The organism is Streptomyces sp. MMCC 100 (assembly GCF_041538145.2).
GTDB lineage: Bacteria > Actinomycetota > Actinomycetes > Streptomycetales > Streptomycetaceae > Streptomyces.
This window is the reverse complement of record NZ_JBGORK020000001.1, coordinates 1,883,444-1,902,412: the sequence shown is the minus strand read 5'-3', so window position 1 is coordinate 1,902,412 and position 18,969 is coordinate 1,883,444. Positions and strand designations below refer to the sequence as shown.

At 71.4% G+C, this 18,969-nt stretch carries 19 protein-coding genes; 13 read left to right on the top strand and 6 right to left on the bottom strand.

The window, feature by feature from the left end; genetic code table 11:
• The first annotated feature begins 150 nt into the window (after positions 1-150).
• Positions 151-822, top strand: coding sequence for a FadR/GntR family transcriptional regulator (locus tag ABS735_RS08700; RefSeq protein ID WP_373902295.1), 672 nt, complete (start codon positions 151-153; stop codon positions 820-822).
• Between the two features lie 144 nt (positions 823-966).
• On the opposite strand, the gene fabI is transcribed toward ABS735_RS08700, so the two are convergent.
• Together fabI and fabG are read right to left on the bottom strand one after the other, a co-directional pair.
• Positions 967-1,734: an enoyl-ACP reductase FabI gene (gene fabI / locus ABS735_RS08695; RefSeq protein WP_373902294.1), complete on the bottom strand. Its 768-nt coding sequence runs from the start codon at positions 1,732-1,734 to the stop codon at positions 967-969.
• Between the two features lie 5 nt (positions 1,735-1,739).
• Positions 1,740-2,444, bottom strand: a complete 705-nt coding sequence (gene fabG, locus ABS735_RS08690) for a 3-oxoacyl-[acyl-carrier-protein] reductase (protein WP_052841913.1) — start codon at positions 2,442-2,444, stop codon at positions 1,740-1,742.
• Positions 2,445-2,720: 276 nt separating this feature from the next.
• On the opposite strand from fabG, the gene ABS735_RS08685 reads away from it, so the two are divergent.
• From ABS735_RS08685 to tyrS, 3 genes are all read left to right on the top strand, one after another.
• On the top strand, positions 2,721-4,244 hold the full coding sequence (locus ABS735_RS08685; protein WP_373902293.1) for a TldD/PmbA family protein: 1,524 nt from the start codon (positions 2,721-2,723) through the stop codon (positions 4,242-4,244).
• Complete coding sequence (locus ABS735_RS08680) at positions 4,241-5,635, top strand: metallopeptidase TldD-related protein (RefSeq protein WP_373902292.1); 1,395 nt, start codon at positions 4,241-4,243, stop codon at positions 5,633-5,635. The genes ABS735_RS08685 and ABS735_RS08680 overlap by 4 nt, the downstream gene beginning before the upstream one ends.
• Positions 5,636-5,708: 73 nt before the next feature.
• The gene (gene tyrS / locus ABS735_RS08675; RefSeq protein ID WP_373902291.1) at positions 5,709-6,977 is read left to right on the top strand and encodes a tyrosine--tRNA ligase; all 1,269 of its coding nucleotides are present in this window, start codon (positions 5,709-5,711) and stop codon (positions 6,975-6,977) included.
• 91 nt (positions 6,978-7,068) lie between these two features.
• Here tyrS and ABS735_RS08670 read toward each other — a convergent pair whose 3' ends face one another.
• Complete coding sequence (locus ABS735_RS08670; RefSeq protein ID WP_373902290.1) at positions 7,069-7,350, bottom strand: GlsB/YeaQ/YmgE family stress response membrane protein; 282 nt, start codon at positions 7,348-7,350, stop codon at positions 7,069-7,071.
• A gap of 263 nt (positions 7,351-7,613) precedes the next feature.
• On the opposite strand from ABS735_RS08670, the gene ABS735_RS08665 reads away from it, so the two are divergent.
• Together ABS735_RS08665 and ABS735_RS08660 are read left to right on the top strand one after the other, a co-directional pair.
• Complete coding sequence (locus tag ABS735_RS08665) at positions 7,614-8,012, top strand: DUF3099 domain-containing protein (RefSeq protein WP_373902289.1); 399 nt, start codon at positions 7,614-7,616, stop codon at positions 8,010-8,012.
• A gap of 211 nt (positions 8,013-8,223) precedes the next feature.
• On the top strand, positions 8,224-8,451 hold the full coding sequence (locus ABS735_RS08660; RefSeq protein WP_373902288.1) for a hypothetical protein: 228 nt from the start codon (positions 8,224-8,226) through the stop codon (positions 8,449-8,451).
• Positions 8,452-8,461: 10 nt separating this feature from the next.
• Here ABS735_RS08660 and moaA read toward each other — a convergent pair whose 3' ends face one another.
• The 3 genes from moaA to ABS735_RS08645 all read right to left on the bottom strand — a co-directional run bounded on the left by moaA (position 8,462) and on the right by ABS735_RS08645 (position 11,606).
• Positions 8,462-9,451, bottom strand: a complete 990-nt coding sequence (moaA, locus tag ABS735_RS08655; RefSeq protein WP_373902287.1) for a GTP 3',8-cyclase MoaA — start codon at positions 9,449-9,451, stop codon at positions 8,462-8,464.
• A gap of 167 nt (positions 9,452-9,618) precedes the next feature.
• Entirely contained in the window at positions 9,619-11,253 is a 1,635-nt protein-coding gene (locus ABS735_RS08650) for a solute symporter family protein (RefSeq protein ID WP_373902286.1), read from the bottom strand.
• Positions 11,250-11,606, bottom strand: a complete 357-nt coding sequence (locus ABS735_RS08645; RefSeq protein WP_282086480.1) for a DUF485 domain-containing protein — start codon at positions 11,604-11,606, stop codon at positions 11,250-11,252. The genes ABS735_RS08650 and ABS735_RS08645 overlap by 4 nt, the downstream gene beginning before the upstream one ends.
• Positions 11,607-11,870: 264 nt before the next feature.
• Between ABS735_RS08645 and ABS735_RS08640 the strand changes: the two genes are divergently transcribed.
• From ABS735_RS08640 to ABS735_RS08610, 7 genes are all read left to right on the top strand, one after another.
• Positions 11,871-11,993: a hypothetical protein gene (locus ABS735_RS08640; RefSeq protein WP_373902285.1), complete on the top strand. Its 123-nt coding sequence runs from the start codon at positions 11,871-11,873 to the stop codon at positions 11,991-11,993.
• A 50-nt stretch (positions 11,994-12,043) separates the two neighbouring features.
• Entirely contained in the window at positions 12,044-13,573 is a 1,530-nt protein-coding gene (locus ABS735_RS08635; protein ID WP_373902284.1) for a S8 family peptidase, read from the top strand.
• Between the two features lie 117 nt (positions 13,574-13,690).
• Complete coding sequence (locus tag ABS735_RS08630) at positions 13,691-14,698, top strand: CopD family protein (RefSeq protein ID WP_373902282.1); 1,008 nt, start codon at positions 13,691-13,693, stop codon at positions 14,696-14,698.
• 148 nt (positions 14,699-14,846) lie between these two features.
• Complete coding sequence (locus ABS735_RS08625; RefSeq protein ID WP_373902281.1) at positions 14,847-15,839, top strand: DEDDh family exonuclease; 993 nt, start codon at positions 14,847-14,849, stop codon at positions 15,837-15,839.
• Positions 15,840-15,937: 98 nt separating this feature from the next.
• A complete protein-coding gene (locus ABS735_RS08620; RefSeq protein ID WP_337303826.1) occupies positions 15,938-16,171 on the top strand; it encodes a hypothetical protein in 234 nt (77 codons plus the stop codon).
• Positions 16,172-16,315: 144 nt separating this feature from the next.
• Entirely contained in the window at positions 16,316-17,107 is a 792-nt protein-coding gene (locus tag ABS735_RS08615) for an SURF1 family cytochrome oxidase biogenesis protein (protein ID WP_373902280.1), read from the top strand.
• Positions 17,108-17,181: 74 nt separating this feature from the next.
• Positions 17,182-18,969 carry a glycoside hydrolase family 15 protein gene (locus ABS735_RS08610; RefSeq protein WP_373902278.1) on the top strand — a complete coding sequence of 596 codons (1,788 nt, stop codon included), beginning with the start codon at positions 17,182-17,184 and terminating at the stop codon, positions 18,967-18,969.

Here is an 18,969-nt window from a genome sequence, read left to right as displayed (position 1 = left end):
CGCGCGTGGGTACGCGTCTCGGCACGCGGCTCCGTGCCGGTCGCCGTCTCCGTTTCCGTCCGGGTTTCCGTCCGGGTTTCGTCACTAGCCATGAGACCCATCATAGAATCATGGGATGATTGGTGGTCCACTCGTGTGCGAAGGTGAGCCATGCCACTGAGCCATCCCCGTCGTTCGGCACTGTCCGAGCAGGTCATCGCGGCGCTGCGGCAGCAGATCGCCTCGGGCGAGTGGCCGGTCGGCTCCCGCATCCCCACGGAGCCCGAACTGGTCGAGCAGCTCGGCGTCGCCCGGAACACGGTCCGTGAGGCGGTCCGCGCGCTCGCGCACAACGGACTGCTGGACATCCGCCAGGGCTCGGGCACGTACGTCGTGGCGACCAGTGAACTGGCCGGCGTCATGCAGCGCCGCTTCGCCGACGCCGAACCCCGGCACATCGCCGAGCTTCGTTCCACGCTGGAGTCGGCCGCCGCACGCCTGGCCGCCGAGCGGCGTACGGAGAAGGACCTCAAGCAGATCGACGCCCTGCTGCTGCGCAGGGAGGAGGCCTGGGAGTCGGGTGAGGCGGAGGCGTTCGTGGCGGCGGACGCCACGTTCCACCTGGCGGTCGTGGCCGCCTCGCACAACGACGTGATGACCGCGATGTACGCGGACCTGAGCGAGGTGCTGCGGGACTGGCTGCGCGGCGACGTGGGCGAGGGCATGTCCCCGGCGATGCACATGGACCACGGCCGGCTGGTGGACGCGATCCGCGCGGGTGACGCGGCGACGGCGGCGGAGGAGGCGGCCGCCTATCCGTTCGTGTGCCGTCCGGGGCTGTAGGGTCCGCCCTCGGGCGACTGACCCGCGCCGCCCCGGCCGCGTCGGAGGGCCGCTGCGGTGAGCCGCCTCCGGTGAACTGCCTCCGGTGACGACGCGAGGGCCCGCACTCCCGTACGGGATGCGGGCCCTCGGCGAGGTGTCCGGTCAGGCGCCGATGGCGTGCAGACCGCCGTCGACGTGAACGATCTCGCCCGTGGTCTTCGGGAACCAGTCGCTCAGCAGCGCGACGATGCCGCGGCCGGCCGGCTCCGGGTCCTTCAGGTCCCACTCCAGCGGGGAGCGGCTGTCCCACACGGAGGCCAGCTCGCTGAAGCCCGGGATGGACTTGGCGGCCATGGAACCGATCGGGCCCGCCGAGATCAGGTTGCAGCGGATGTTCTGCTTGCCGAGGTCACGGGCCATGTAGCGGCTGGTGGCCTCCAGCGCGGCCTTGGCCGGGCCCATCCAGTCGTACTGCGGCCAGGCGAACTGCGCGTCGAAGGTGAGGCCGACGACCGAACCGCCGTTCTGCATCAGGGGCAGGCAGGCCATGGTCAGCGACTTCAGGGAGAACGCCGAGACGTGCATGGCGGTGGCGACCGACTCGAACGGCGCGTTGAGGAAGTTGCCGCCGAGGGCGTCCTGCGGGGCGAAGCCGATGGAGTGCACGACGCCGTCGAGGCCGCCCAGCTCCTCACCGACGATGTCGGCGAGCCGGGCGAGGTGCTCCTCGTTCGTGACGTCCAGCTCGATGACCTTGGCGGGCTTCGGCAGCTTCTTGGCGATGCGCTCGGTCAGGGTGGGCCGCGGGAACGCGGTGAGGATGACGTCGGCGCCCTGCTCCTGGGCCAGCTTCGCGGCGTGGAAGGCGATGGAGGACTCCGTCAGCACTCCGGTGATCAGGACGCGCTTGCCCTCGAGAATTCCGCTCATGGTGATCAGTGACCCATTCCCAGTCCGCCGTCAACGGGGATGACGGCTCCAGTGATGTACGAGGCGTCGTCCGAGGCGAGGAACCGCACCGTCGCGGCGATCTCCTCCGGCCGCGCGTACCGCCCCAGCGGCACCTGCGACACGATGTTCGCCCGCTGCTCGTCGGTGAGCACCTTGGTCATGTCGGTGTCGACGAAGCCCGGCGCGACGACGTTGAAAGTGATGTTCCGCGACCCCAGCTCACGGGCGAGGGAACGCGCGAAGCCGACCAGACCGGCCTTGGAGGCGGCGTAGTTCGCCTGCCCCGCCGAGCCGAGGAGCCCGACCACCGACGAGATGAGGACGACGCGGCCCTTCTTGGCGCGCAGCATGGCGCGGTTGGCGCGCTTGACGACGCGGAAGGTGCCGGTGAGGTTGGTCTCGACGACGGAGGTGAAGTCCTCCTCCGACATGCGCATCAGGAGCTGGTCCTTGGTGACGCCGGCGTTGGCGATCAGGACCTCGACGGGACCGTGGGTTTCCTCGATCTCCTTGTAGGCCTGCTCCACCTGCTCGCTGTCGGTGATGTCGCACTTGACGGCCAGGAAGCCCTCCGGCGGCTCACCCGAGCGGTACGTGATCGCGACCTTGTCGCCGGCGTCGGCGAAAGCGCGGGCGATGGCGAGGCCGATGCCCCGGTTTCCTCCGGTGACGAGAACCGAGCGGCTCAACGGATCACCCTTTCCCTAGCGGTCGTCCACCCGTCCGGTCACCCGTGCGGCGGGCGGCGACGGCAGGCGGCTTCCTCGAAAATCTATCGGTCCCCGGCCTCCGTCAGAGACTCGGGCACCCACAGTGGCTTACGGGGCTGTCTGTCGGGTCCCTACAGAACCGGTCCCCGGGTGCGACCGGAAAGGTGTGGTCGCCGGACCGCCGACGCGACATGATGCGGCGCAGCCCCCGGTGTCGCGGCAGACGACCGGTCACGTCGACAGAAAGAGACGCAGGTGCCTCACAGCATCGACCAAGCCTTCACGGCACTCCCCCTACGCGCCCTCGCCGACGCCGCCCTCGCCCGTGCGCGTGCCCTCGGTGCGGAGCACGCCGACTTCCGTCTGGAGCGGGTGCGCAACGCCTCCTGGCGGCTCAGGGACGCCAGGCCCGCCGGGTCCTCGGACACCACCGACCTCGGCTACGCGGTGCGGGTGGTGCACGGCGGTACGTGGGGCTTCGCGTCCGGCGTGGACCTCACCCTGGACGCCGCCGCCAAGGTCGCCTCGCAGGCGGTGGCGATGGCGAAGCTGTCGGCGCAGGTGATCAAGGCGGCCGGGTCGGACGAGAGGGTCGAGCTGGCCGGTGAGCCCGTGCACGCCGACAGGACCTGGGTCTCGGCGTACGAGATCGATCCCTTCACCGTGCCGGACGCGGAGAAGTCGGCGCTGCTGGCCGACTGGAGCGCGCGACTGCTGGCGGCCGACGGGATCGACCACGTGGACGCCTCGCTGCTCACCGTGCACGAGAACAAGTTCTACGCCGACACCGCGGGGACGGTGACGACGCAGCAGCGGGTGCGGCTGCACCCCGTGCTCACCGCCGTGTCGGTGGACGACTCCAGCGGCGAGTTCGACTCCATGCGCACGCTGGCGCCGCCGGCCGGGCGGGGCTGGGAGTACCTGACCGGGACCGGCTGGGACTGGGACGCGGAGCTGGCCGGGATCCCGGAGCTGCTCGCCGAGAAGATGCGCGCGCCGAGCGTCGAGGCGGGGCTGTACGACCTGGTCGTCGACCCGTCGAACCTGTGGCTGACCATCCACGAGTCCATCGGGCACGCCACCGAGCTGGACCGCGCGCTCGGCTACGAGGCCGCCTACGCCGGGACCTCCTTCGCCACCTTCGACCAGCTCGGCAAGTTGCGCTACGGCTCCGAGCTGATGAACGTCACCGGCGACCGCACCGCCGAGCACGGCCTGGCGACCGTCGGGTACGACGACGAGGGCGTCGAGGGCCAGTCCTGGGACCTGGTGAAGGACGGCACGCTGGTGGGCTACCAGCTCGACCGGCGGATCGCGAGGCTCACCGGGTTCGAGCGGTCCAACGGGTGCGCCTACGCCGACTCCCCCGCGCATGTACCGGTGCAGCGCATGGCCAACGTGTCGCTGCGGCCGGATCCCGCCGGGCTGTCGACCGAGGATCTGATCGGGAGTGTCGATCGCGGGATCTACGTCGTCGGTGACCGGTCGTGGTCCATCGACATGCAGCGCTACAACTTCCAGTTCACCGGTCAGCGCTTCTTCCGGATCGAGAACGGGCGGCTCGCCGGGCAGCTGCGGGACGTGGCGTACCAGGCGACGACCACCGACTTCTGGGGGTCCATGGCGGCCGTCGGCGGCCCGCAGACGTATGTCCTGGGCGGCGCCTTCAACTGCGGCAAGGCCCAGCCGGGCCAGGTCGCGGCCGTCTCGCACGGCTGCCCGTCCGCCCTCTTCAAGGGAGTCAACATTCTGAACACCACCCAGGAGGCCGGTCGATGAGCGTCCGCACCAACAAGCCGCACGAGATCGTCGAGCGGGCGCTGGAGCTGTCCCGGGCCGACGGGTGCGTCGTCATCGCCGACGAGGAGTCCACCGCCAACCTGCGCTGGGCGGGCAACGCGCTCACCACCAACGGCGTCACGCGCGGGCGCACGCTGACGGTCGTCGCCACCGTCGACGGGCAGCAGGGCACGGCGTCCGGGGTCGTCTCGCGCTCGGCCGTGACCGTGGAGGAGCTGGAGCCCCTGGTGCGTGCCGCCGAGGCCGCCGCGCGGGGTGCCGGTCCGGCCGAGGACGCGCAGCCGCTCGTCACGGGCGGGCCGGCGTCACCGGACTTCACCGACGCGCCCGCCGAGACCTCGTCGGCCGTCTTCGCCGACTTCGCGCCCGCGCTCGGGGAGGCGTTCGCACGCGCGCGTGCGGGTGGCCGGGAGCTGTACGGGTTCGCGAACCACGAGATGACCTCGACGTACGTCGGCACGTCGACGGGGCTCAGGCTGCGGCACGACCAGCCGAACGGGACGCTGGAGCTGAACGCCAAGTCGCCGGACCGGACCCGGTCGGCGTGGGCGGGGCACGCCACGCGGGACTTCAAGGACGTCGACCCGGCGGCACTCGACGCCGAGCTGGCCGTACGGCTGGGCTGGGCCGAGCGGCGGGTGGAGCTGCCGGCGGGACGGTACGAGACGCTGCTGCCGCCCACCGCGGTCGCGGACCTGCTGATCTACCAGTACTGGTCGGCCTCCGGGCGGGACGCGGTCGAGGGGCGCACGGTGTTCTCCAAGCCAGGCGGCGGCACCCGGCTCGGCGAGCGGATCGGCGCGCTGCCGCTGACCCTGCGCAGTGATCCGCACGAGCCCGGTCTGGAGAGCGCGCCGTTCGTGGTCGCGCACTCCTCGGGCGGGGACCAGTCGGTGTTCGACAACGGGCTGCCGGTGGCGGCGACCGACTGGATCCGGGACGGTGAGCTGCACCGGCTGACGACGACCCGGCACGGCGCCGAGCTGACCGGGCTGCCGGTGGCGCCGGCGATCGGCAACCTGATCCTGGACGGCGGCGGCGACCGCTCTCTGGACGAGATGGTGGCAGGCACCGAGCGCGGGCTGCTGCTGACCTGTCTCTGGTACATCCGCGAGGTCGACCCGGCGACGCTGCTGCTGACCGGACTGACCCGGGACGGCGTCTATCTCGTCGAGCAGGGCGAGGTCGTCGGCGAGGTGAACAACTTCCGGTTCAACGAGTCGCCGGTGGACCTGCTGGGGCGGGCCGCGGAGGCCGGGCGCACGGAGAAGACGCTGCCCAGGGAGTGGGGCGACTGGTTCACCAGGGCCGCGATGCCGGCGCTGCGGGTCCCCGATTTCAATATGAGCTCTGTCAGTCAGGGCGTATAACCTCGTAGTCGGCCGTCACCCGACTGCCCGAAGATCGTCAAGCCCCCATGAGCACGTAGGAGACACGAGAACCGTGACGGACATCGTCGACGAGCTGAAGTGGCGCGGGCTGTTCGCCCAGTCCACCGACGAGGACGCTTTGCGCAAGGCGCTCGCGGACGGTCCCGTCACGTTCTATTGCGGTTTCGACCCGACCGCGCCGTCCCTGCACGTGGGGCACCTGGTGCAGGTGCTCACGGTGCGCCGGCTCCAGCAGGCCGGGCACCGGCCGCTGGCGCTGGTCGGCGGGGCCACGGGTCAGATCGGCGACCCGCGCCCGACCGCGGAGCGCACGCTGAACTCGCCGGAGACCGTCGCGGGCTGGGTGCAGCGGCTGCGCGGCCAGATCGAGCCGTTCCTGTCCTTCGAGGGCGAGAACGCCGCGGTGATGGTCAACAACCTCGACTGGACCGAGGGCCTGTCGGCGATCGAGTTCCTGCGGGACATCGGCAAGCACTTCCGGGTCAACAAGATGCTGACCAAGGACTCCGTCGCCCGGCGCCTGGAGTCCTCCGAGGGCATCAGCTACACGGAGTTCAGCTACCAGCTGCTCCAGGCGATGGACTTCCTCCAGCTCTACCGGAGGTACGGCTGCACGATGCAGCAGGGCGGCAGCGACCAGTGGGGCAACCTCACGGCCGGCCTGGACCTGCTGCACCGCCTCGAGCCGGACGCCACGGTCCACGCCTACGCGACGCCGCTGATGACCAAGGCCGACGGCACCAAGTTCGGCAAGACCGAGGGCGGCGCCGTCTGGCTCGACCCGGAGATGACGACGCCGTACGCGTTCTACCAGTTCTGGCTGAACGTGGACGACCGGGACATCTCGGCGTACATGCGCATCCTGTCCTTCCGCTCCCGCGAGGAGCTGGAGGAGCTGGAGCGGCAGACCGAGGAGCGTCCGCAGGCACGGGCCGCGCAGCGTGCGCTGGCCGAGGAGCTGACGACGCTGGTGCACGGCGCCGGCCAGACGGCCGCCGTGATCGCCGCGTCCAAGGCCCTCTTCGGCCAGGGCGACCTGGCGGAGCTGGACGAGCGGACGCTGTCCGCGGCCCTCTCCGAGCTGCCGCACGTCCAGGTCGCCGAGCCGGCCCCGGTCGTCGACCTGCTCGCCGAGGTCGGCCTGGTGGCCAGCAAGTCCGCCGCGCGCCGCACGGTGAAGGAGGGCGGCGCCTACGTGAACAACGCCAAGGTCACCGGCGAGGACGCCGTCCCCGCCAAGGAGGACCTGCTGCACGGGCGCTGGCTGGTGCTGCGCCGCGGCAAGAAGAACCTGGCCGCGGTGGAGATCACCGGCGCCTGAGCGGGCGCGCACGCGCGAGGGGCGGTCTCCGGCGCCGCACGGCTGCCGGAGACCGCCCCTTCACCGTGCCCGATGCCCGTCCGGGGCCGGGTCAGGCCCGTTCGCGCCGCTTGTTGCCGCGTACCGCCGTGTAGGCCGCGTCACCGAGGCCGACGACGATGATCGCCGCCACGAGCTGGAACAGGTGGCGCCACCAGTCGATGCCGGAGGTCGCCTCGACGCCGGCCGCGCGGGCGATCGCGTTGCCGGCGATCGCGCCGATCATGCCGCAGATGGTGGTCAGCCACAGCGGCATGTGTTGCTTGCCGGGAATGATCGCCTTGGCGATCAAGCCGAGCACGAATCCCACGATGATCGCCCACAACCAGCCCATGGCTGCCTCCTCGTCCGGCTCTACGCGAGCATTGCCACCAGTGTTCGGCCGTACCGCGTACGGCGCATGCCGCGTACGGCCGAACGGGTTACCGGTGCCTGCGCCGTGCGGCGCACACGGTGCGGTCGGACCGGGGGTGCCCCGGTCTCGTGAGCGGCGCAGACGCGGCGTAACGTGGTGAGTTGTCCGGGACCTGCGTCCCCGAGCGGCCGCGGACGAGAGCGGGGCGGGGAGAGTCCGATGCGGGCGGATGGTGGAACCAGATGCGGAAGCAGAGTGCCGGCGGCAGTGCCGAGGTGTTCCGGATCACCGGGGCCCGGACGGGCCTTCAGGAGGACGTGCGCGGGCGGCAGCGCCGGTACGTCATCTCGATGGCGATCCGTACGGCGTCGGTGATCCTCGCGGTCTGCCTGTGGAACGTGGAGCGGCACGTCGCGATCGCGGCGCTGATCCTCGGGGCGGCGCTGCCGTACATCGCCGTCGTGATCGCCAACGCCGGGCGTGAGAATGCGCCATCCTTGCCGTCGACGTTCGTGACGGCGCCGACCCCGCCGATGATCACGCCGCCACGGGCCGGGAACGGTGCGGCGGAATCCGTCCCGGAGGGCGCCACGGCCGATCCGGGGCCGGGCGCGGCCGGTGAGTCACGCGGTCGGCCGTGACCGTGGCGTCCCCCTTCGGGACGGCGTCGATTCCACGCCAGGCCGAAGAAATGCTCAGATGAATTCGTGTTGTTCCGGGCCCCGCGAAGGGTGGGCCGTGACATACTTCGTACGCGCTCCGCATCCCCCGTCGGAGCGACGGACCGACGCCGGGCAGCTCCCCCCGTGGCTGCTCGGCGTCGCCTTGTGTGGGGACCTGTGAGAAGAAACCGTGAGTGACGAAACCACCCCGATCTGCTCCGCCAAGGGCTGCCGCACCCCCGCCGTGTGGGTGCTGGCGTGGAACAACCCGAAGATCCACACCCCGGAGCGCCGCAAGACGTGGATCGCGTGCGACGAGCACCGCGAGCACCTGTCCCAGTTCCTCGGTGTGCGGGGCTTCCTGAAGGACGTGGTCCCGCTGGCGGACTGGGAGTCCCAGGACTCCGGCGGCAGCTAGCCGTCCGTCGCTAGCCGCCGATCGCCGACATCGGACGGTCGGGCTGCACGAACGTCGGGTCGTCCAGGCCCGCGCCCGCCTTCTTGCCCCACATGGCCAGGCGCCAGATGCGGGCGATCTCCTCGTCGGGGGCGTCGGAGCGCAGGGCCGCGCGCAGGTCGGTCTCCTCGCGGGCGAACAGGCAGGTGCGTACCTGGCCGTCAGCGGTCAGGCGGGTGCGGTCGCAGGCCGAGCAGAACGGGCGGGTGACGGAGGCGATGACGCCGACGCGGTGCGGGCCGCCGTCCACGAGCCAGCGTTCGGCGGGGGCCGAGCCGCGCTCCTCGGCGCCCTCCGCGGTCAGCTCGAAGCGGGTACGCAGAGAGGACAGGATGTCACCGGCGGTGACCATGCCCTCGCGCTTCCAGCCGTGCTGGGCGTCCAGGGGCATCTGCTCGATGAAGCGCAGCTCGTAGTCGTGCTGGACGGCCCAGGCGAGCAGGTCGGGGGCCTCGTCGTCGTTGAGCCCCGGCATCAGGACGCTGTTGACCTTGACGGGGGTGAGTCCGGCCTCGCGGGCGGCCTCCAGGCCCTCCAGGACGTCCTTGTGGCGGTCCCGGCGGGTGAGGGTCTTGAAGACGTCCGGGCGCAGGGTGTCCAGGGAGACGTTGACCCGGTCCAGGCCCGCCGCCTTCAGGGCCGCGGCCGTGCGCCTGAGGCCGATGCCGTTGGTGGTGAGGGACATCTGCGGGCGCGGGGCGAGGGCGGCGACGCGCTCGACGATGCCGACCAGGCCGGGGCGCAGCAGCGGCTCCCCGCCGGTGAAGCGGACCTCCTCGATGCCGAGGGAGGTGACCGCGATGTCGATGAGCCGGACGATCTCGTCGTCCGTGAGCAGATCGGGCTTGGCGAGCCACTGGAGGCCCTCTTCGGGCATGCAGTAGGTGCAGCGCAGGTTGCAGCGGTCGGTGAGCGAGACCCTCAGGTCGGTGGCCACTCGGCCGTAGGTGTCGATGAGCACGTGGGCCCCCTCCCTCGACGCGGATCGGCGGAGCACTTCTCTCCTCCGACACCGTCGAGCCTACGTGACCGGTCCGACATCGACAGCCGCCCGATCCCACGACGCGGGACGCGGCCGCGTCGTAGGGATCTACGAGCGGCCGCGTCGGTACCGGTCGGGCGGGGGCGTCAGTGCGCGCCGGTGCCGGTCAGGGACCGGACCTCCAGCTCCGCGTACTTCGCCTCGTCGGGCTCCTCCTTCGACAGGACCGTGCCGAGCCAGCCCATCAGGAAGCCGAACGGGATCGAGATGATGCCCGGGTTCTTCAGCGGGAACCAGGCGAAGTCGACGTCCGGGAACATCGCCTTCGGGTCGCCGGAGACGACGGGCGAGAACAGCACCAGGCCGACGGCGACGATCAGGCCGCCGTAGATCGACCACAGGGCGCCCTGGGTGGTGAACCTCTTCCAGAACAGGCTGTAGAGGATCGTCGGCAGGTTGGCGGACGCGGCGACCGCGAAGGCCAGGGCGACCAGGCCGGCCACGTTCAGGTCGCGGGCGAGGGCGCCGAGCGCGATGGAGACGATGCCGATGAAGACGGTCGCCCAGCGGGCCGCCCGCATCTCCTCCTTCTCGGTGGCCTGGCCCTTGCGGATGACGTTGGCGTAGATGTCGTGCGCGAAGGACGAGGACGAGGCGAGGGTGAGACCCGCGACGACGGCGAGGATGGTGGCGAAGGCCACCGCCGAGATCGTGGCGAGCAGGATCGCGCCCCAGGCCGAGTCGACGCCGCCCACGTGCAGTGCGAGCAGGGGCGCGGCCGTGTTGCCTGACGGGTTGGACGCGACGATCTCGTCCTTGCCGATGAGCGCCGCCGCGCCGAAGCCGAGGGCGATGGTCATCAGGTAGAAGGCGCCGATGATGCCGATCGCCCAGTTCACGGACTTACGGGCGGCCTTGGCGTTGGGCACCGTGTAGAAGCGGATCAGGATGTGCGGCAGACCGGCGGTGCCGAGCACCAGGGCGATGCCCAGGGAGATGAAGTCGAGCTTGGTGGTGCCGCTCGCGCCGTACTGAAGGCCGGGCTCCAGGAAGGCCGAGCCCGCGCCGCTGTTCTCCGCGGCCTTGCCGAGCAGGTCGGAGATGTTGAAGTCGAACTTCAGCAGCACCAGGAAGGTGATCAGGATGGTGCCGCCGATCAGCAGCACGGCCTTGACCATCTGGACCCAGGTGGTGCCCTTCATGCCGCCGATGGTGACGTAGACGATCATCAGGACGCCGACGAGGGCGACGATGAGGATCTTGCCCGCGTCGGAGGTGATGCCGAGCAGCAGCGAGACGAGGATGCCCGCGCCCGCCATCTGGGCCAGCAGGTAGAAGATCGAGACGACGATCGTGGAGGTGCCGGCGGCGGTACGCACCGGGCGCTGGCGCATGCGGTAGGCGAGGACGTCGCCCATCGTGTAGCGGCCGGAGTTCCTGAGCGGCTCGGCGACCAGGAGCAGGGCCACCAGCCAGGCGACCAGGAAGCCGATGGAGTACAGGAAGCCGTCGTAGCCGAAGAGGGCGATGGCCCCGGCGATGCCGAGGAAGGACGCGGCCGACATGTAGTCGCCGGAGACGGCGAGGCCGTTCTGGAAGGCGCTGAACTGGCGGCCGCCCGCGTAGAAGTCGGCGGCGTCCTTGGTCTGGCGGCCCGCCCAGACGGTGATGAACAGCGTCGCGGCGACGAAGACCGCGAAGAGCGTGATGATCAGCGGCCGGTGCTCGCTGGCCTCGTTGGCGGCCAGCTCGGCGGCGAAAACGGACTGTGCGGGGCTCATGCGCCGCCCTCCATCCGGGACTTGATGGCCTCGGCCTTGGGGTCGAGCTTCGCGGCGGCGTGCCGCGAGTACCACCAGGCGATGAGGAACGTGGTGACGAACTGGGCGATGCCGAAGACGAACGCGACGTTGATGTTGCCGAAGAGCTTGGTGCCCATGAAGCCGCCTGCGTAGTTCGACAGCAGCACGTAGAGCAGGTACCAGGCGACGAAGGCGACGGTCAGCGGGAACGCGAAGGAGCGGAAGGAGCGGCGCAGTTCGGCGAACTCAGCGCTCTGCTGCACTTCGGAGAACTCCTCGGCGGAGGGAAGTGGGCGTTCCTCTTTCGAGGGGGGCGGTGCGTCGGTGGCCACGGAGTCTCCTCGTACGACGGACATGACGGCTTGGACCTCGGTGTTCTCGCGGGAGCCTGATCGGCTCGGACTCCCTGTCCAACGACACGGCGCCCCGTCGGGCCCGGTTCAACAGGCGCCGCACTTTCCCAAGTCACTTGTGGGAAGTCATTGCTGGCCAGCGACTTCGGGGGATAGCTTCGCCCTGCACCACTGCGTCATGTACCTGCCCGAACACCACCTGTGGCTCGGGCCGGTCTCATTTCCGGATGATGTGGAGACCCCATGACTCATCTGCGTTCCAGACGGCGGCTCGCCCCTGCCGCACCGGTCGTGCTGTCGCTGACCGCGTCGGGCTTGCCGCCGGTGGCCGCGGGGGCCGGGGACGCACTGCGCGCGGTGAAGTGACCCGCTCCGCTCGTCCCTCCCCTCTCTCTCACGAACTGGAGACCTCGCACATGTCAGTGCCCCACTCCCGTCGCCGTCGCGCCGTCGCGATCCCGGCCGGCATGGCCCTGGCCACGGCCCTCGCCTTCCTGCCCAACATCCAGGCCACCGCAGCCGAGGCCGCCCCCGCCGCCCCCGCCACCGAGGCCGCCGAGGCCGGCTCGTTCAGCTACGTCGTCAACGTCCAGCCCGGGCACGGCCCCTCGGCGCAGGTGAAGCGCGCGATATCCAAGGCCGGCGGCACGATCGTGACGTCGTACGACCGGATCGGCGTGGTCGTCGTCCACTCGGCGAACCCGGACTTCGCGAAGACCGTGCGCAAGGTGCGCGGCGTGCAGTCGGCCGGTGCCACCCGTACGGCACCGCTGCCGTCGGCCGCGACGACCGACGAGGGCGCCCCGCAGGTGCTCAGCGCGCAGGAGGTCGCCGCCGCCGAGGCCGCCGCGGGCCAGGACCCGCTGGAGTCGCTGCAGTGGGACCTGCCCGCCATCAAGGCGGACAAGGCGCACGAGAAGTCGCTGGGCAGCAAGAAGGTGACCGTCGCCGTCATCGACACCGGCGTCGACGACACCCACCCGGACATCGCCCCGAACTTCGACCGCGAGGCCTCCGTCAACTGCGTCGCGGGCAAGCCGGACACCTCCGACGGCGCCTGGCGCCCGAGCGCGTCCGAGAGCCCGCACGGCACCCACGTGGCCGGGGAGATAGCCGCCGCCAAGAACGGCGTCGGCATGACCGGCGTGGCGCCCGGCGTGAAGGTGTCCGGCATCAAGGTCGGCAACCCCGACGGCTTCTTCTACACCGAGGCCGTGGTCTGCGGCTTCATGTGGGCGGCCGAGCACGGCGTCGACGTGACCAACAACAGCTATTACACCGACCCGTGGTACTTCAACTGCAAGGACGACCCGGACCAGAAGGCGCTCGTCGAGGCCGTCTCCCGGGCCACGCGGTACGCGGAGAAGAAGGGCGCGGTCAACGTCGCCGCGGCCGGCAACGAGAACTACGACCTCTCCTCCGACGAGATCACCGACCCGTCCTCGCCGAACGACACCACGCCCGGTGACCGGACGGTCGACCCGTCGAAGTGCCTGGACATCCCGACCCAGCTGCCGGGTGTCGTGACGGTCGCGGCGACCGGTGCGAAGGGCCTCAAGTCGTCCTTCTCCAACCACGGTCTGGGCGTCATCGACATCGCCGCGCCCGGCGGCGACTCGACGGCCTACCAGACGCCGGAGCCGCCCGCCACCAGCGGACTGATCCTGGGCACGCTGCCGGGCGGCAAGTGGGGCTACATGGCCGGTACGTCGATGGCCTCGCCGCACGTCGCGGGTGTCGCCGCCCTCATCAAGTCGACGCACCCGCACGCCTCCCCGGCCATGGTCAAGGCCCTGCTGTACGCCGAGGCCGACGCCACGGCGTGCAACGACCCCTACGACATCGACGGCGACGGCAAGGTCGACGCGGTGTGCGAGGGCCCGAAGAACCGCAACGGCTTCTACGGCTGGGGCATGGCCGACGCGCTGGACGCGGTGACCTGGTAGCCGGTGCCGCGCTGACGAGCACGCGCGTGATCGGCACGCGCGCGTGAGGCGGGCCGGGCAGCCGCCCGGCCCGCTGCGGAACTTGCCCGGATCTGACGACTTGGTGAAGATCCTGGGGTGACCTCGATACGGCCCCCGTCCCGGACCACCGACACCGGACGCCACTCACGGCCCTCCGGCACCGGCCGGACGGTGGCCGTACTCGTGCTGGTGGCACTCGGCGCGCTGATACCCGTGCTCGGCCCGTCCCCCGCGCTGCACGGCACCGGGGAGGCCGAGGCACCCGGCACCGGCGGCATCGCCCTGCTGCGTACGGTGCTCTTCGCCGCGCTGAGCGTGCCGCTCGGCGAACTCTTCGTGAACCGGCTGACCCGGTCGCTGCCCGGCGCTCCCCCGGCCCGGCCGCGCAGCTGGTCGCCGTACGCGGCCGCCGCCGGTTTCGTCGCCGCGCTGGGGCTGGCCTCGGTGGTGGCCACGGGCAACCTGGTGCCGGGCTCCGCCGCCGACATCGACGTCGGCGGCCTCTACGCGACCCGCGACGGCAAGCTCGCGCTCCTGGAGGTCAACGGGTTCCTCGCGGCCTGGCTGTGCGCGACCTCGCGCCGCCCCGGACTCCAGGTCTGGCCACTGGCCGCCGTGATCGTCGCGGACGCGCTGCGCGCGCACCCCACGACCGAGTACAGCCCGCTGCTCGGCTCCGCTCTGACCCTCGTCCATCTGACGTGCGCCTCGCTGTGGGCGGGCGGCCTGCTGTACGCGCTGCGGGTGCTGCGGCGTTGGCGGGGCGCGGCGGCGGGGCCCGCCCTGCTGGGGCTCTACGCGCGCGTGGCGGCCGTTCTGCTGGCCGCCCTCACGGCGACCGGGGTGTGCAGTTCGCTGCGCCGGATGCCGGCGGGCACGATCCTGGACCAGCTCACGGACACGGCGTACGGGCGGGTCCTGCTCGCCAAGGTGCTGCTGGTGGCCGCCGTCGCCGTCCTCGCGCTGTGGGCCAGGATCCGGCTGAGCCGCGCGGCCGACCCGCTGGCCGCCTGCTCCCCCGCGCGCGCGGAGGTCGTCGGGCTGGGCGTGGTGGTCGCGGTGTCGGGGCTCCTGACGGCGCTTCCGGTGCCGATCCGCTGGTGACCTCCCGGCCGTACGGCGCGCCGGCCCGACGGCGGGTGCGCGACGGGTGCGCGACGGGTGCCGCAACGCTCCCCGGCCGCCCGGAACTTGACGGCACGGGGCACCTGCGGGACCGGAGTGTCGGTCCCGGCCCGTATCCTCATTGACCATGCTCGAAGACCGCACGACCGCAGCGCCGTCCGCCACGGCGTGGCCGGCCGCGTATCCGCAGGGGTACGCGGTCGTCGACGTGGAGACCACCGGCCTGGCCCGCGACGACCGCATCATCTCGGCGGCCGTCTACCGGCTGGACGCCCGCGGCGAGGTCGAGGACCACTGGTACACCCTGGTCAATCCGCAGCGCGATCCGGGGCCGGTGTGGATACACGGTCTGACCAACGACGTGCTCCGGGACGCGCCGCTCTTCCCGGACGTCGCCGAGGAGTTCGCGGCCCGGCTGGACGGGCGGGTCCTCGTCGCGCACAACGCGGTGTTCGACTGGCAGATGATCGCCCGCGAGTACGCGCGCGCGAAGCGCGAGGCGCCGGTGCGGCAACGGCTGTGCACCATCGCCCTGTCCAAGGCGCTGGACCTGCCGCTGCCCAATCACAAGCTGGAGTCGCTGGCCGCGCACTTCGGCGTCGTACAGCAGCGGGCGCACCACGCGCTGGACGACGCCCGGGTACTGGCGGAGGCGTTCCGGCCGAGCCTGCTGGCCGCGGCGGCGGGGGAGCTGCGGCTGCCGCTGCACGAGTGCCGGCCGCTGACCGAGTGGTCGGACCGGCCCGCGCCCCGGATCGGACAGCAGGCGGGCTACGGGAGCTACCGGCCGAACAGTTGGCGCCCTTCCCGCAAAAGGCCCGCATGCCCTTATTCCAACCCGGGCCGGTACGAAGAGGGCAAAAGACTCAAGCAGGGCATGCGGGTCGCCTTCTCGGGTGACACCTCCGTCGAGCGGGACCTGCTGGAGGACCGTGCCGTCGAGGCGGGGCTGCACATCGCGACCAGCCTGTCCCGGCTGACCAGCCTGCTGGTCACCAACGACCCGGACTCGGGCACCTCCAAGGTGGTCAAGGCCCGGCAGTTCGGCACGCCGGTGGTGGACGAGGCGGCGTTCGGGCAGCTGCTCGCGGACGTCGAGCCCGCGGACGCCGAGTCCTGAGGTGCGCGGTCCCGCCGAGCCGTACGGACGGGTGATTCCGGGCGACTCGCCCGGCGCCCGCTCGCCCGCGTTCGCGGGGACGGCCCACCCTGTGGCGCATGGCGACATGTGAAGTCTGCGGCAACAACTACGGAATGACCTTCGAGGTCCACGCCCAGGGAGCGGTGCACGTCTTCGACTGCTTCTCCTGCGCGATCCACCGGATGGCCCCCATCTGCGAGCACTGCCGGGTGCAGATCATCGGCCAGGGCGTCGAGGCCGAGGGCCACTGGTTCTGCGGCGCCCACTGCGCCCGCGCGGAGGGGAGGGCGGGGATCGTCGACAAGGTCTGAGTGCTGGGCGTGACCGCCGGGCGAAGCCGTCGTTATACCCGCGCCGCGGCATTGACGTCGGACGTGCTCCCCGCCCATGCGGGGCTGTGGCCCTCGTGGGGACCTCCCCGCGAGGGCCGATCCCGGCCAAGGTACCGTCGATGCGTGTACCGCTTCCTGTTGTCCCGCCAGTGGGTGATCCTCACGCTGGTCGCCGTGCTGCTCATCCCCACGATGATCCGGCTGGGCTTCTGGCAGATGCACCGCTACGAGGAACGCACCGCCCGGAACGACCTGGTCGCGCGCGCGCTCGGGGCGTCACCGGTCCCCGCGGAGTCGCTGACGGCACCCGGCAAGAAGATCACCACGCGTGAGCGGTACCGGACCGTCACCGCGAAGGGCCGCTTCGACACGGACCACGAGGTCGTCGTCCGCCGCCGCACCGACGCCGACGACAACATCGGCTACCACGTGCTGACCCCGTTCGTACTGGACGACGGCAAGGTCATGCTGGTCAACCGGGGCTGGATCCCTTCGGACGGCCCGAGCCAGACGGAGTTCCCCGAGATCCCCGCACCGCCTCGGGGAGAGATCACCGTCACCGGGCGGCTGATGCCCGACGAGACGACCGAGGCGAGCGGTATCAAGGATCTCGAGGGCCTGCCCGACCGGCAGGTCATGCTCATCAACAGTGAGCAGCAGGCAGAGCGCCTGGACGCCCGGGTGCTCGGCGGGTACGTCGTCCTCAAGACGCCGGAGCCGAAGAACGACACACCGGAGCCGATCGGCAAGCCCGGCGACGAGAACGCCGCGCTGAACTTCGCGTACGCGATCCAGTGGTGGCTGTTCGCCGCGGCCGTACCGGTCGGCTGGTGGTTCCTGTTGCGCCGCGAGAAGCGCGAGCGCGAGGCCGCCGAGGAGGCGGACCCGGCCCAGCCGGAACCCGCGACGGTGTAGCCGCCACGGGCGGTCCCGCAGCGCGCGCGGGCGGATCCGATTGCTCCGTCCTCCGGTCGGGAAGACGAAACCCCGTGCACCCCCACATCGAGGACTACGCGCTCATCGGCGACCAGCAGACCGCGGCCCTGGTCGGCACGGACGGCTCCGTGGACTGGCTCTGCCTGCCCCGCTTCGACTCGGCCGCCTGCTTCGCCAAACTGCTCGGCGACGAGGACAACGGCCACTGGCGCATCGCCCCGAAGGGCGCGGGACGCTGCACGCGCCGTGCCTACCGTCCGGACACCCTCGTCCTGGACACCGAGTGGGAGACCGAGGACGGTGCGGTCCGCGTCACCGACCTGATGCCCCAGCGCGACCGCGCCCCCGACCTCGTGCGCATCGTGGAGGGAGTGAGCGGCGAGGTCACCGTGCACAGCGTGCTCCGGCTGCGCTTCGACCACGGCTCGATCGTCCCGTGGGTGCGCAGGGCCGACGGGCACCGGGTGGCCGTCGCCGGGCCGGACTCGGCGTGGCTGCGCAGCGAGCCCGAGGTGCACAGCTGGGGCCAGGATTTCGGGACCCACGCGGAGTTCACCGTCGGCGCGGGCGAGAAGGTCGCCTTCGTGCTGACCTGGCATCCCTCGCACGAACCCCGGCCGCCGCTGATCGACCCGTACATCTCGCTGGAGCACAGCGTCGAGGACTGGCGCGAGTGGGCGGCGCGGTGCCGCTACGAGGGACCGCACCGGGACGCCGTGGTCCGCTCCCTGATCACGCTGAAGGCGCTCACCTACCAGCCCACCGGCGGCATCGTGGCGGCCCCGACCACCTCGCTGCCCGAGGAGCCGGGCGGGGTGCGCAACTGGGACTACCGCTTCTGCTGGCTGCGCGACTCCACGCTCACCCTGGGCGCCCTGCTGTCGGCCGGGTACCTGGAGGAGGCCGAGGCCTGGCGCGACTGGCTGCTGCGCGCGGTCGCGGGCAATCCGGAGGACCTGCAGATCATGTACGGCGTCGCGGGCGAGCGGCGGCTGCCCGAGTTCGAGCTGCCGTGGCTGTCCGGCTTCGCCGAGTCCACGCCCGTGCGCATCGGCAACGACGCGGTGAACCAGCTCCAGCTGGACGTGTACGGCGAGGTCATGGACTCCCTGTCGCTGGCCCGGCTGGCGGGGATGCGTCCCCGGCCGCAGATGTGGGAGCTGCAGTGCGCCCTGATGGAGTTCCTGGCGACGGCGTGGCGCGAGCCCGACGAGGGGCTGTGGGAGGTGCGGGGCGGGCGCCGGCAGTTCGTGCACTCGAAGGTGATGACGTGGGTGGCCCTGGACCGGGCGGTGCGCACGCTGGAGGCCCACCCCGAGCTGCGCGGAGGCGACCTCGACGGGTGGCGCGCGCTGCGCGACGAGGTGCACCGCGAGGTGTGCGAGAAGGGCTACGACCCGGTCCGCGACACCTTCACCCAGTACTACGGCTCGCGGGAGCTGGACGCCTCCCTGCTGCTCGTCCCGCGCGTGGGTTTCCTGCCGCCGGACGACCCGCGCGTCGTCGGTACGGTCGACGCGATCGGCGCGGAGCTGACCCGGGACGGCCTGGTGCGCCGTTACAGCACCGAGGGCCGCCAGGTCGACGGGCTGCCGGGTGGTGAGGGGACGTTCCTGGTGTGCTCGTTCTGGTACGCGGACGCGCTGCACGCGACCGGCCGGACGAAGGAGGCCCGGGAGCTGTTCGAGCGGCTGGTGGGGCTCGCCAACGACGTGGGGCTGCTGGCCGAGGAGTACGACCCGGTGGCCGGGCACCAGCTGGGCAACTTCCCGCAGGCCTTCAGCCACGTCGGCCTGGTGAACACGGCCCTCGCCCTCTTCGGGGACGAGGGGGCAGGATAG

Coding starts and splice junctions, on each gene's coding strand:
- ABS735_RS08620 (WP_337303826.1), top strand. CDS start 15,938: ATGGCGACATGTGAAGTCTGCGGCAACAACTACGGAATGACCTTCGAG.
- ABS735_RS08635 (WP_373902284.1), top strand. CDS start 12,044: ATGTCAGTGCCCCACTCCCGTCGCCGTCGCGCCGTCGCGATCCCGGCC.
- ABS735_RS08665 (WP_373902289.1), top strand. CDS start 7,614: ATGCGGAAGCAGAGTGCCGGCGGCAGTGCCGAGGTGTTCCGGATCACC.
- ABS735_RS08640 (WP_373902285.1), top strand. CDS start 11,871: ATGACTCATCTGCGTTCCAGACGGCGGCTCGCCCCTGCCGCACCGGTC.
- ABS735_RS08700 (WP_373902295.1), top strand. CDS start 151: ATGCCACTGAGCCATCCCCGTCGTTCGGCACTGTCCGAGCAGGTCATC.
- fabI (WP_373902294.1), bottom strand. CDS start 1,734: ATGAGCGGAATTCTCGAGGGCAAGCGCGTCCTGATCACCGGAGTGCTG.
- ABS735_RS08625 (WP_373902281.1), top strand. CDS start 14,847: ATGCTCGAAGACCGCACGACCGCAGCGCCGTCCGCCACGGCGTGGCCG.
- ABS735_RS08680 (WP_373902292.1), top strand. CDS start 4,241: ATGAGCGTCCGCACCAACAAGCCGCACGAGATCGTCGAGCGGGCGCTG.
- ABS735_RS08670 (WP_373902290.1), bottom strand. CDS start 7,350: ATGGGCTGGTTGTGGGCGATCATCGTGGGATTCGTGCTCGGCTTGATC.
- ABS735_RS08650 (WP_373902286.1), bottom strand. CDS start 11,253: ATGAGCCCCGCACAGTCCGTTTTCGCCGCCGAGCTGGCCGCCAACGAG.